The sequence below is a fragment of the Candidatus Margulisiibacteriota bacterium genome (assembly GCA_003242895.1).
Lineage (GTDB): Bacteria > Margulisbacteria > Riflemargulisbacteria > GWF2-39-127 > GWF2-39-127 > GWF2-39-127.
Map to the genome: position 1 here is coordinate 1 of QKMY01000070.1, position 12848 is coordinate 12848.

16 protein-coding genes and 1 tRNA gene are annotated in these 12848 nt (G+C 36.5%); 7 read left to right on the top strand and 10 right to left on the bottom strand.

Annotated elements, in window-relative coordinates; translation table 11 throughout:
* Nucleotides 1–102: 102 nt before the first annotated feature.
* Nucleotides 103–309, top strand: coding sequence for a transcriptional regulator (locus tag DKM50_13335; GenBank protein ID PZM77306.1), 207 nt, complete (start codon nucleotides 103–105; stop codon nucleotides 307–309).
* Here DKM50_13335 and DKM50_13340 read toward each other — a convergent pair.
* The 5 genes from DKM50_13340 to DKM50_13360 all read right to left on the bottom strand — a co-directional run bounded on the left by DKM50_13340 (nucleotide 306) and on the right by DKM50_13360 (nucleotide 3359).
* Nucleotides 306–521: a hypothetical protein gene (locus DKM50_13340; protein ID PZM77291.1), complete on the bottom strand. Its 216-nt coding sequence runs from the start codon at nucleotides 519–521 to the stop codon at nucleotides 306–308. The two genes, DKM50_13335 and DKM50_13340, sit on opposite strands and share 4 nt — an antisense overlap.
* Entirely contained in the window at nucleotides 518–1333 is an 816-nt protein-coding gene (locus DKM50_13345) for a recombinase family protein (GenBank protein PZM77292.1), read from the bottom strand. Before DKM50_13345 ends, DKM50_13340 begins: the two co-directional genes overlap by 4 nt.
* 129 nt (nucleotides 1334–1462) lie before the next feature.
* Nucleotides 1463–1786, bottom strand: a complete 324-nt coding sequence (locus DKM50_13350; GenBank protein PZM77293.1) for a DUF2958 domain-containing protein — start codon at nucleotides 1784–1786, stop codon at nucleotides 1463–1465.
* Nucleotides 1758–2138 carry a hypothetical protein gene (locus DKM50_13355; GenBank protein ID PZM77294.1) on the bottom strand — a complete coding sequence of 127 codons (381 nt, stop codon included), beginning with the start codon at nucleotides 2136–2138 and terminating at the stop codon, nucleotides 1758–1760. The genes DKM50_13350 and DKM50_13355 overlap by 29 nt, the downstream gene beginning before the upstream one ends.
* 225 nt (nucleotides 2139–2363) lie before the next feature.
* On the bottom strand, nucleotides 2364–3359 hold the full coding sequence (locus DKM50_13360) for a DUF1016 domain-containing protein (protein PZM77295.1): 996 nt from the start codon (nucleotides 3357–3359) through the stop codon (nucleotides 2364–2366).
* Nucleotides 3360–3555: 196 nt separating this feature from the next.
* Here DKM50_13360 and DKM50_13365 point away from each other — a divergent pair, with 196 nt between their 5' ends.
* Nucleotides 3556–4626: a hypothetical protein gene (locus DKM50_13365; GenBank protein ID PZM77296.1), complete on the top strand. Its 1071-nt coding sequence runs from the start codon at nucleotides 3556–3558 to the stop codon at nucleotides 4624–4626.
* A 273-nt stretch (nucleotides 4627–4899) separates the two neighbouring features.
* Here the strand turns inward: DKM50_13365 and DKM50_13370 are convergent.
* The 5 genes from DKM50_13370 to DKM50_13390 form a co-directional block, all read right to left on the bottom strand.
* Nucleotides 4900–4976, bottom strand: a tRNA-Asp gene (locus DKM50_13370).
* Nucleotides 4977–5115: 139 nt separating this feature from the next.
* Nucleotides 5116–6744 carry a hypothetical protein gene (locus DKM50_13375; protein PZM77297.1) on the bottom strand — a complete coding sequence of 543 codons (1629 nt, stop codon included), beginning with the start codon at nucleotides 6742–6744 and terminating at the stop codon, nucleotides 5116–5118.
* Between the two features lie 152 nt (nucleotides 6745–6896).
* On the bottom strand, nucleotides 6897–9017 hold the full coding sequence (locus DKM50_13380; GenBank protein ID PZM77298.1) for a DNA topoisomerase III: 2121 nt from the start codon (nucleotides 9015–9017) through the stop codon (nucleotides 6897–6899).
* 98 nt (nucleotides 9018–9115) lie between these two features.
* On the bottom strand, nucleotides 9116–10282 hold the full coding sequence (locus DKM50_13385) for a hypothetical protein (protein ID PZM77299.1): 1167 nt from the start codon (nucleotides 10280–10282) through the stop codon (nucleotides 9116–9118).
* Between the two features lie 319 nt (nucleotides 10283–10601).
* Nucleotides 10602–10868, bottom strand: coding sequence for an XRE family transcriptional regulator (locus DKM50_13390; protein ID PZM77300.1), 267 nt, complete (start codon nucleotides 10866–10868; stop codon nucleotides 10602–10604).
* 12 nt (nucleotides 10869–10880) lie between these two features.
* Here DKM50_13390 and DKM50_13395 point away from each other — a divergent pair, with 12 nt between their 5' ends.
* From DKM50_13395 to DKM50_13415, 5 genes are all read left to right on the top strand, one after another.
* A complete protein-coding gene (locus DKM50_13395) occupies nucleotides 10881–11120 on the top strand; it encodes a hypothetical protein (GenBank protein ID PZM77301.1) in 240 nt (79 codons plus the stop codon).
* Nucleotides 11121–11161: 41 nt separating this feature from the next.
* Nucleotides 11162–11461, top strand: coding sequence for a hypothetical protein (locus DKM50_13400; GenBank protein PZM77302.1), 300 nt, complete (start codon nucleotides 11162–11164; stop codon nucleotides 11459–11461).
* A 51-nt stretch (nucleotides 11462–11512) separates the two neighbouring features.
* Nucleotides 11513–11692, top strand: coding sequence for a hypothetical protein (locus DKM50_13405; protein ID PZM77303.1), 180 nt, complete (start codon nucleotides 11513–11515; stop codon nucleotides 11690–11692).
* A gap of 184 nt (nucleotides 11693–11876) precedes the next feature.
* Entirely contained in the window at nucleotides 11877–12086 is a 210-nt protein-coding gene (locus tag DKM50_13410; protein PZM77304.1) for a hypothetical protein, read from the top strand.
* A 73-nt stretch (nucleotides 12087–12159) separates the two neighbouring features.
* A complete protein-coding gene (locus DKM50_13415; protein ID PZM77305.1) occupies nucleotides 12160–12777 on the top strand; it encodes a hypothetical protein in 618 nt (205 codons plus the stop codon).
* Nucleotides 12778–12848 lie beyond the last annotated feature (71 nt).

Here is a 12848-nt window from a genome sequence, read left to right on the forward strand (position 1 = left end):
CTGCATCTGAAACTTTTTAATTATTCTCAATCTGGCCGGTTTATTTTGAATCGGCCAGATTATTCAGCAACATTAAGTCGGATTATTCTGAGAAATAACACCATTATCAAAAATGACCGTGAACAAAAAAAATTAACTCAAGAACAGGTCGCTGCTGGGGCAGGAGTTGGGTGGAGACATTACCAAAGAATAGAAGCTGGAGAAGTAAACCCGACATTATGTACTTTTCTTAACATAGCTAATATTGTTAGCAGTTCGCCTCAAGAAATGCTTTCACAATTACTTCAAGAAGTAGATAATAATATCTAAACGATTTGAGCATTATCTTTTTTATTCGTATACAAAGGTCCTAGAACCTTATCCCAATACAAAGCGTCATACACGCAGAATGCCACGAAGCACCCATATAGCAGAAAGAACAACCATCCTGAACACGGTAATCCCGTGATCTTCTGCCGGATACTTTTTAAACAAACAAACACTGTTCCTACATCCCTAAACATTTGTTCAAACTCTTTCATGGCTTGCTCCTTTCTCGGCTTTTGAGTAAAACTTGTATACGTCCAAACATGATCTTATTAACAATCGGAATGTGTTGTCCCTGGACGACAGTATTTCCCCAGCGCACCTCACCAATATAAAATCTGTTCTTGAGGATGTGCTGAACAGATCCGCGTGAAAATGGACGATTCCTCTCGGTCAGGTATGCTTTACAGTTTAGATATTGCACTACTTTATTTAGATTTTTAGTTTTCCCAAATTCTGAGTAGATATCTTTTATTATCTGTACTTTACTCATGTCTTGAGCAATGACTGGCTTACTGACTCCTTCGTGCTGCCATCTATACCCAAAGGGAGCATTCCCACATCCTTTAACACCATCCTTTACTTTGGTCTTCCGTCCACGAGCAAGCTTAAGACAGATATGCATGCGGTCATATTGATCTAAAAGTTCCATAATACCGTTAACTAAGAAATCATTTGGGTCTTTCCCATATATTGAATATGTGGGCTGTTCGATACTTACCACATCCGCATGCAGTTTTTCTAACTCCCGCTTTAACAGAACTTTTACTGTATCCGACCTCCAAAGCCGCGAGGTATTCATTACCACAATCTTCTTCACACCGTTAAGTGCTGAAAGGAGCGCTCCGAGTCCGTCACGGTCGATCTTAGTACCGGATATTCCTTCATCACGGAAAACCTGAACCAGCTCGTATCCCTGCTTTTTACAATAATCGCTTATGGCTTTTTCTTGGGTCTTTATACCGTACCCCTTTTCCGCTTGTGAATCGGTACTGACACGTACATATCCAAAAACTTTTTCTCCCATTTTCTTGCTTCCTTTCTTTGCAAATCTGTCAGTGTTATAGATAAAATGGACAAAAATATAGCCCCAGGCCAGTATCTACCTGGCTTACGCATAATTTATCCTTAATTTATTGTGTAAATGTTTGTCAGGTTATCGAGCTTTAAATGTAACGACTTCATGAAGGGTAGTCTGAGGATCCCAGAAGCGGTCTTTTTCTATGGCGGGTATAATTCCATAAACTTTTAGTGATTGCAGTTCTTTGAGGCTCACATAGCCCAACTCTGCCATTTCATCGTCTCCAAGATTACAAAACCCAAACATGATATCCTTCCCATCGAACTCCGTGATATACCATGTACCAACACCGTACGCATTAAACAACTTCACCGGCACGCGAACCTGATCCGGCAGAAAGTTCTCTGTCGAATATAACGGGGGCAAAAGTTTACTCAATTGTTGAGTAAGAGTATTCATATAATTCACCTCCTTCCTGGTCGTCTTCGCTAATTACTCCGACATTGAGTAAATAATCGCGGCAGTCAGGGTCATCTAGGTTGTGCTCCATGTCTTCCGCAAAGCCCTCATGCCCACAGTTAGTGCATGTATACCAGGATTCTAGCTTGTCTCCATTCATCATAGCCACCTGATATTCGCTATTCGTCAGGAACACATAACCAGAGTTCATATTCATCATGATCGATACTTCCTCTCCCCAGAAATCTTCAGGCAACCCCTGTTCCCTCCAGACCCGAAGAAGTTCTTCAACTATGACTCGTTCTCTATACCCAAATTTTGAGAAATCAGTAGTAGTTATTTCGTAAGACATTACTATTCCCTCCTTATTATTGTTCTTACTAATAGAGGGAATGAAAGGGGGGAAAAGGGAATATTTATGGTATTCAGGGTGGCTGTAGAAAATAAATTAAATAATAAAGGTGTTTTTTGGGAAATGTGAGCCCTTCGAAATTGTTCTTCTTGTATAATTATAGTATTCTATTTTAACTATTGTTTGATGCTGATATTTATAAAAGTAGAAAATATTTCAACATAACTAATCTACTACTGTATTCTCGAACAGCTCATGTATTTTCTTTTGCAGGAGTGCCTTCGGTATTAGTTTTGTTTCATAATCTGCAATAAGGGCAGGACTTACTGAACGACTTAAGGCGTATTCAACTACTTCACTGTCTTTGTCTCTACATAGCAAGACTCCTATGCTCGGGTTTTCATGGGACTTCTTAACGTCTCTATCCAGAGCTTCAAGATAAAATTCGAGTTGCCCAAGGTATTCAGGCTTAAACTTATCGACTTTTAATTCAAAAGCTACCAGACATTGTAGTTCCCGATGATAAAAGAGAAGATCTATAAAAAAGTCACTGTTCCCCACTTGCAACCGGTATTCTTCGCCCATGAAGGTAAAGTCACGACCCAATTCAAGTATAAAATCTTTCAAATTCTTTATGAGCGCTTTTTGCAGGGACTTTTCATCAAAGGAATCATGGAGATTAAGAAATTCAAAAATATACGTATCTTTAAAAGCCCCGGCTACATTCTGCGGTAATTCTCTTACCACTGGTGAGAGTTTTTTATCCGACAGCATCGTCCTCTCAAAAATACCAGAGTTTATCTGCCGTTCCAGCTCTCTTTTACTCAAATATTCTCTTGCCGTTAAGCTAAGATAAAATTCTCGTTCCTCACTTGTTTTGCATCGCGAAATTATTATCATATTATTTGTCCAGGATATTTCTCTCACCAGTGGCGAGAGTTTTGGATTTTCTTTGTAAGTCTCGAAAAACTGTCTAGTACGCCAAAGGTTTTGGGAAGAAAACCCTTTGATATCAGGTTCCTGCTTTAAAATGTATTCCGCTAAATTCTCAACTATACTTTTACCCCAAACCTCTTCTGCGATCTTTTTGCTAATATATTCACCAATACGCCAATATAGATCGATTAGCTCAGTGTTAACATTTCTGAGTGCGCGTGATCTGGATTCCCGGATCATCAATATTATTTCATCAAAATGTGTTTGAGCTGGTTTGCTGTTCATTATTTCCTCGGTTCTAAGTATCCTTTACTAACAACGTATCTGAATTGTAACATTGACAACAATCTTGGTAAAACATTCTATACATCCCCAGTCTTATTAACTATTAACAAAAAAATACTCTTTTACTAAAAAAACAACAAGAATTACAATTACACAATATTAAATCTAACAAATATATCTATTAGGAGGATATACGATGGAGTATCTAAGAGAAAGACAATACTATATTGATAGTTATGATCTAATAACTATCAAAAAATGTATACAAACACAAAAAATCTTTAAAGAAAATATTTTGAAGGACGAAGACAAAATAAAAAATCTAACTCCAGAAGAAATTGATAACCGAATAACACATCTCTCTGATATTTTCATATACTTCCAAAAGGTTGAATTGTTTCGAGAAAAAGAAGCATTTATCAACGAAAGGATGGAGGAGGATCAAAAAAAAGAAAATAGATATAACGAAGCCATGCCTCCACGTGGTGTTCGCTGTAAAGAATGTCGTTCGCAAGTAAAACTAATAAACAAAGGCGGATTTCGAACGCATAATGGAAAAGAACAAATGCTATTCTTCTTTGACTGTGAAAATTGCGGGAAAAGATCTGCATATTACGAAGATGGCACAGCCTGGAGAAAACAGCCATTGCCCTGTCCTGAATGCGATTCACCGCTTGAAGAAAATTCAACAAAAGCTGGCGAAGTCATTACAACTTTGTATTTATGTAAAAAAAAATGTGGATATCAGGAAAAAGAAGTCTGGGACTGGGAAAAAGACAAACAAGAATTTGATGAACGTGAAAAGCAAGAACGAGTACTGCTTGCTAAATATCGAGATGTTTTTTGTCTGAGCGATAAAGAAGGCTATGAAAAAATACTAGAATTCAACAAAATGAAACAACTTAATGAAATGATAGAAAAAGAACAAGACCCCAATTATCAAAAAACAAAACAAATACAAATCCTTAAACTTGGACAAATTAAAGAATTAATAGAAAGAACCATAACAACAGAAAAATACCAAGATTTACAGTTTAGCAAACCTGAAATTAGTAAATATGTAATTGTAGACTTCACGGTCAATGATACTAAGTATGAGAGACAAGAGCGCTCAAGTTGTAATAAACTTAAGAAGTTAATCAACAATTCCTTAAGTAATACAAATTGGAGATTAATGAGTGAAGGGATTAGCTATAGGCTAGGAATACTATCTGGTCGGCTAAAAGCATATGAACGAGAAGAAGAGTTAGCGATGCTGGTAAAATAACACAGAATTAAAAGAATACTTTACCTACTAGCTCATTCTAGTAGATACAGGCTACTGCCCTACGTTCGAAATTTTATCAGCAAGCTAATACTAACTGACTAATATCCATACTTGTATACACTTGTATATAAGTATGGACGATTAGGGACAGAACCAGCCCTACACTATAGGTAGTCTACAAAACTTTTAGAAAATTTTTAGAAAATCCAAATACGCCAAAAAATAGACAAAAAAAATAGCCACCGATTTCTCGATGGCTATGCTATTTATGAATGGCGACCCGGAACGGACTCGAACCGTCGACCTCCTGCGTGACAGGCAGGCGTTCTAACCGACTGAACTACCGGGCCATATTAAGTTATCAAAACCGGTTTTATCTGTCTGTATAATTATCCTTAAGGGACATTATATCAGCCAGCATCACCGAAACAGATCAAAGCAGATGAATTATAGCATACCCACAAATAAGTAAGCAATAGGATTGTTTAATTATTTATTACCGCTCTTCTCAGAGCATGCACTAATGTTTGCTTGAAGACTCTGAATTCCACTTTTAAAGCCTTCGTAAGCTGTACCAACAGCATGAGTACTTTCGGAGATTTTCTCAGAAGAACCAAAGTTTTCATTTGTCATATCATTAATCTCCCGGATTGTTTGAGACACTTGCTGAATAGCGTTGCGGATCATCTCAGAGGTCATTTTATTCTCATCCGCAACATTAAAAATCTTTCCCATGCTATGGATCAATCCCTGAGAAGTTTCTGTCAAATCCCTGACCGAACTCAAACTACCTTCAATAATATTCGCCATTTCCTTAACAGTGATAACAGCCTCACACGATGCCCTCGACATCCCATCAACTGAAGATGATATATTCTGTACCTGCGTTACTGTATTATTGATTGCCTTGATAATACTTTTCAGAGACGTCGAAGCCTCTTTTGCAAGTGTCGAGCCTTTTTGGACTTCATTAGTTCCTTCTTCCATCGACTTTACCGCATCTTCAGTCCCTTTTTGTATTCCGGCAATTAACCCGGATATCTCTTTCGTCGCTTTACTAGCCCTTTCCGCCAGCTTCCTGACCTCATCTGCAACAACAGCAAACCCTTTCCCGTGATCGCCTGCCCTTGCAGCTTCTATTGCCGCATTCAAGGCAAGTAAATTGGTTTGTTCCGATATCCCATCTATGGTCATGACTATTTCGCCTATTAGCGAAGATTGTTTTCCGAGTTCCATAATTTTATTAGCTGCCAATAAAACAGTATCTTTTATTTTTTCAATTCCTTCTGCCGTTTTTACAACGAGATCTTCACCTTTCCGGGCTATTTCCAAAGTGCCTATAGAATTATCAGAAACAAGCCGCGATTCATCATTCACCTGTTTAATCGCTTTTGCCATCTCTTCCATAATTTCAGAGGCCCGTTCAATATCGACAACCTGGTTCTGCGAGGTCTGGGTAAAAGTTTTTATCTCCGAATCTGTCTTCATGATTGTCTCTTCAGTATCAGATAACAATGAGACTTGATCCTTCGTTCCGGCAGCGATGTTATTCGTTAAAATATCAATCGCAGCAACACTTTTCTTCATTTTCTCAACTCTCTCCAACTGCACTTGATATCCGCTCATCAAGTCATCCACAATGTAATTAATTTGTTTAATATCGAGATTAAGGGAATTCGTTCCCAGAAGATCCTTAATAATTGAAAGAGAATGAGTATGACATTCCTGATATCGCTGCTGTGTCTTCGTTATTTTCGCTGCGATCATCTGAGCTTCGCTTGCCAGTCTGGCTATTCCATCGTCCCCAGACAGCTGTATATTGCTGAACATTTCGCCGTCGACAACATTAGAAAGTTCTTCCATAATCTTATTAACCGGAGCGAAGAGCTGTCGAGGCAAAAACAATGAAACGATCACTGACATAATAGTTATTAGAAAAACCATCACTCCGATAATTACAGCCGCAGAATTGCTCCCTCCAACAACAATGAAAGACACGATTCCCGAAGCTACCGTTACCAACATCATCGAACCAAACATTTTTTGAAAAAGACTCAAAGACTCAAAGACTTTTGTTGTCATATTTACCCATAAACTCCTTCCCCTGTCTAAATCCATTACAGTATAGGCAAATAAAATTATCCGCTTTCAAAATTAATAAGACTAACGCTCTCAATTTTTTTATAATATAGCGATACTTATTTAATATGATCATTTAATTTAATTACAACAAAAAGACTATTAAAAGTCAAATCGCCCCTGCAAATAATCTAGAATCTGAACTCTACCTTCCCTTGATTGAGAACTAATACCGCGTCAAATTTTGACCCTTTTTTGCTGATAAATCCCTGAATCTTCCCGGTAATTTTGTTTTCGACGAGCTGCTGAACATGCTGAACTTCCAAGGCTTTCCCAGCAATGGTTTTCCAGATAACAAAGGCACATGATTTCTCATTCCAATTACTGCAACCATAAGCTTTTTTGGTTTCTACGATATTGCCGCCGCATAACGGGCAGATACCGAAGGATTTCGCAGCACTTGGCTTTTCAGTGCTCGCTTTTGCTGCACTTTGGTTGATATTGTAGAATTTAACATTATTTATTATATTTCTCGTAAAATCTTTGATTTCAGCCATAAAAATGTCCCGGAAATAGATCCGGTTACGGATGTCATTTAATTTTTTCTCCCAATCTCCGGTAAGTTGGGGAGATAAAAGCTCTTCATTCTTAATATTGCCAATCAGCTGTTTTCCTTTTGGTGTAGGAATCAGTTTGTTCTTTTCCCGAATGATATATTGGACAGAGATAAGCCGTTCAAGGATCTGCGCCCTAGTCGCCGGTGTTCCCAGTCCACACTCCTTCATGGCTTCGCGCATCTCTTCATCTTCTATCTGCTTGCCAGCCGTTTCCATTGCAGCCAGTATCATCGCTTCCGTATATAAAGGAGGCGCTTTGGTTTTCTTATCTTCCAGATCTAATGAAGCCTGCGATACCGGATCATTTTTTTTAACTACAGGAAGCAGCTGTCCGGACTCATCTTCTTCCTCTTCCTGCTCGTTTATAACATAGACTTCTCTCCAGCCAATTTTTTTAATTACGCTTCCCCTGGATACAAAGGAAAACTTTCCGAACAATGAAATAATTTCCGTAAGTTCTTTTTTACATTCATCCATAAATGCCGCCAAAAATCGCCTGATGACCATATCATAGATAGTAAGTTCATCAGAAGAAAGTGCAGACAAATTAGCCTTCTTATCTGTAGGAATTATTGCATGGTGATCAGTTACCTTGCTATCATCAAAAACTTTTTTGCTATACTTAAGATCCTTTGACAGAAGGTTCTCTGCATGTCCAGCGTACGAAGATAAAGGAAGCAGATTCTGCAACAATCCTTTTATTTTAGGCTTAAGGTCAGCAGACAAATAACGGGAAGAAGTACGCGGATAGGTTAATACTTTATGTTTTTCGTAGAGGGCTTGCAGTAAATTCAGCGTCTTCTCTGCCGAAAATTTATGTTTTTTATTTGCATCTTTTTGCATTTCAGTAAGATCATAAAGGAGAGGCGGGTTCTCGGTCTTGGCCTTCTTTGTTAGATCCCCTATCGTACCATCAGGAAACTTCTTAATCTCCTCAGCCAATAATTGCACCTTGGCGTTATCGGTCATCCGCTCGTTTCTCTCATTTATGAGCTTACCCTTGAATTCTCCATTTTTATGTTTAATGAGGGCACTAATCTCATAGTAAGTCTGGGAGACGAAATTCTGGTTTTCTTCGTACCTGTCAACAATCATCTTCAGGACCGGCGTTTGTACCCGGCCAACACTCATCACACCATCTTTTTGACCGAACCTCACGGTGTATGCCCGAGTGGCATTTATACCGATAAGCCAGTCAGCTTCTGCCCTTGAACGCGCACTATCGTAAAGAGAATCATATTCTTTAGAATCTTTAATCTTGGCAAAACCTTCAAGAAGCGCCTGGTCAGTTTGAGATGATACCCACAAGCGTTTCACCGGTTTATTACATTCAGCCATTTCGTAAATATACCGGAATATCAGCTCGCCTTCGCGTCCGGCATCGGTTGCGCATACGATCTCAGTAACATCTTTGCTGCAAAAAAGCTTCTTTATTACCGAATATTGTCTGGCCGCCGATTTATCAGCGGTAACCAGTTTAAGAAAACTTTCAGGGATTACAGGAAGTGACCGGAGGTCCCATCGTTTAAGCTCAGGTGAATACGAATCAGGGTTCGCAAGAGTAATCAGGTGGCCTAATGCCCAGGTAACATAGTAGTCTTTCCCGGCAAAATAGCCATCCATTTTTTTGTCTGCGTTCAATACCCTGGCAATATCTCTGGAAACTGAAGGTTTTTCTGCTAAAACAACTTTCATCGTTACTCCTGGAACCAAAAATTTTTTACCGTCTGATAACGTCGATTTTTCATTTTGTACGATATCAATTTTTGGTTATTCACCTTTCTTTTCATTCATTATTTTCGACGATTTTTCGCACACTCTGGACAACCCGTTCCTAAGCAAGTTCTTGTATTGATTGCTGTTCTCCATTCGTGCCCAAATTCACATTTCCACCAAACTTTTTTATTTGATGATTTGGTGAACATATTAGGATTCTTTCCTCTATTTCTTTCATAGTTCCATTCGACAGTTATTTCTGGCATTACTGTTTCCAAATCCGTTTCTCCTACTATCGATCTTTTCCCAATACAATATGGGCATCCAGTACCACTTGCACGAGAATAAATATATGTCTGCCATTCATGACCATTCTCACAAAGCCACCAATGCTTCTTATGAGAATTTAAAGAAACAGTATCAGGTGTTACCCCATTATTCTTTGTGGGATGCCATTCCACAGCCAATTTGGGTTTTAGTGTTTCTAAATCCGTTTCGCCTTTTATCGCAAAACGTCCATAGCAATATGGACAATCACTTCCGTAATTTCTATTATGAGGATTTATCTGCCAATCATGACCTTTATCACACAGCCACCAATACTTCTTATGAGAATTTAAAGAAACAGTATCAGGTGTTACCCCATTATTCTTTGCAGGATGCCATTCTAACGCCAATTTTGGGTTTAAGGTTGCTAAATCGTTGTATCCTGTCAATATAGCCTGACTCGAACAATAAGGGCAACCTCTATTTTTCCGACTATAAATTACAGCATTCCAAGAATGTCCTTTATCACACAACCACCAAACTTTCTGTTTTGAGCCATATGTAATCTCAGTTGGTTTTAATATATTTTTTTTATAATCCCATTGTTTAATCAATTCGGTATGAGTAGTTGCCAAATCGTTATAACCAGTTAAAACTTTCTTTCCTGAACAATATGGGCAACCTGAATCACGGACTTCTCCTGTTTCTATATTCAAATCTATTCTGTTATTGAGAGCTTTTTGGTATGAATGTTCCTTTTTACATTTCCACCATATTTTTTTGTTTGATCTCCAAGCAACATTTTCGGGATATAAGCCCCCATTCTTTTCATAATCCCATTCATCAATTAAATAAGGGAGTTTTTCAGATATGGAGTTTTCAATATTTTTATTCATAATTCCTCGCAGCCACTCTTTTGTATGCTGATATAGGGGATTGTCCAATATTTGTGTCCTCCCCCCTCCCGGACAATACATTTTTTACCAAGTATTCAATTCTAATAATTCGTTTTAAGTTTAGTTCTTTCTGCTTTCTTATGATATTTTCTTAAGAAAGCTTGCTACACAGATACTTAAAAGATTCAAATAACAATCTTTCCGTCAACCTCTTTAACCTTTCCACAATTCAACTATTATTTATCTTTACCAAAATTGTGTAAAGCACGTATGCCCACCGTAGAATAACTACATTCTAGCAAATAATTGTCAAACAGGTAATAAAGCAAGAAATATTAGTTATTGTAACGGAGGTTACTGTAAAGAAACTACATGACAGAAGATAAAAAATAAAATATTATTAAGATATTTTTTGAAATAATTCAGGAATACTCGTATCAAGCGCTTTAGCTATAAGATAAACCGATGAGACTTTAGGATCTTTCAATCCATTTTCTATCCGATAGATAGTTTTCAAAGATAATTTAGATTTTTCTCCCAGCTGACCTTGGGACATTTGTAGTGCTTCTCTTCTAACCCGTATTTCTTCACCTAATTGCTTTATATCCATATTTAAATTAAAAGATTTATTGCGAAATATGGAAATGGACTTATGTGTCCATCGCATGGTAATATTTTTATGTCAGAATATTACATGCGAGTTCTACACAAGTTGGAGAAAATATTGCTAAAGAAAAAAACCACCTCTCTTTCTCTTGATCCTCAAATTTATTATAACCTCAGTGCGCTTGCTTTTTATAACAGAGTGCAAATAAGTTCGTTAGTAAACGATCTAATGATTCTATATATCAATACACCAGCTAATCAAAAAGTCTTGAAGGAAGCTAGAGAGATATATGCTCGATATTTGAATAAATAAATCTTAGATACTAGAAAAACTAACACTAGATAAAGGGAATTATGCCGATATTAATTTTTATGATCTCAATAATAGGAATAATGCCTATAATAATAATAAACGGATGGATTTTAACTATTTTTTGGAAATGGTTTTTTATCCCAATATTTAATCTTCCCCAACTAACAATTGCAGTATCCATAGGGATAATTCTTACAATTCGATTTTTAATTGGTAAAACAAAATATACAAAAACAACAGAACCTTCAAATTGGGGAATTTTTATTATCACACTATTTGAAGGAATATTGAATTCGATATTTATGTTAGGAATTGGTTGGATTGTGCATTTATTTATATAAAATACAATAGAAAATTCATATCAATAAATTTCTCAAGTTCGAGGTGTATTTATGAAAAGTCCGGATTACAAACTTATTAATAAAAAACTAAAAAAATTTAATAAAAAAGTAAAAGAGAATCCAGAAATTGGCAGAGCTTTACTCGTAAAAGCAGGAATCACCGATAAAAATAATAATTTTATAGGACCTTACAAAATCCTTAACAATACAAATATAGAAGAAACTATCTAATGAGTATTGTATTTCTGCAGCCTATCCCTGAATTAAAAGGTCAAAAAGCAATAGATTTTATTGCTAAAGCTAATCTTGCAATTACAAAAAAAATTAGTTTAAATGAACGCGAATAAAAAATCTTTACTGAAGCTAAAAAATATCCATACAAATAATGTTAAATTATTTTCAAAGGGTGCTTGTTATGATTAAAAAAACAAATAAAAAAAGAGTAATATTAATACCTAAAGTTAAAAGTTCATTTCGAATAGATACAGCTAAAAAAATAATTAGGGCGATATTAAAAGGCGAAAGAAAAAAAATATCAAATCAAAATAATATTGGGGTTAAAAATGAATCACACTATTTTAATGCTCACCGCCTTAAAATAGTAAAATGTCTTCGCACAACTTAACTATATTATAGTGCGACAAGAATATGACAATATTTCATATAAAAATGGATAAGTTACACTGAGAGAGATAAATATGAATAGAACTTTATGTATTGCTGATATGCATGGTTCATACAAAGCTTTAAAACAGTGCATGGAACGATCTGGATTTAATTATTCAACTGATACCTTAATTTGTTTAGGTGATACTGTTGATAGTTATCCTCAAACTAAAGAATGTTTTGATGAATTGTTAAAAATTGATAATTTAATAAATATACTTGGTAATCATGATTCGTTATGGGGATTCTTGAATTGGGCGAAGTTTGGTGTAATTAATCCAGAATGGTTTTCACAAGGCGGCCAAAACACAATATTATCATATCCGGATGGGGTTCCAGATGAACATATTAAGCTTTTAAGAACATCTATTTATAAGTACCTTGATGATCAAGATCGTTTATTTGTGCATGGTGGATTTGATTGGAGAAAACCACTAGAAGATAATACTCCTGATGTATTTATGTGGGATCGACAATTAATAGAGTATGCAAAACAATGCGCTGAAACAAAATCATGTAAAATACCTAAACCACTGAAAAAATATAATGAAATTTATGTAGGACATACTACCACCGAACTATACCAAAAACTTAGTCCTATAAAATTCTGTAATGTTTGGTTGCAGATTCAGGCGCAAGGCGCCAGGTGATTCAGAAACAAGGTATCCAGTCGATTCAGATGTGGTGTCCATGGGATTCAGATTCATGCTGTCCAGGTAAT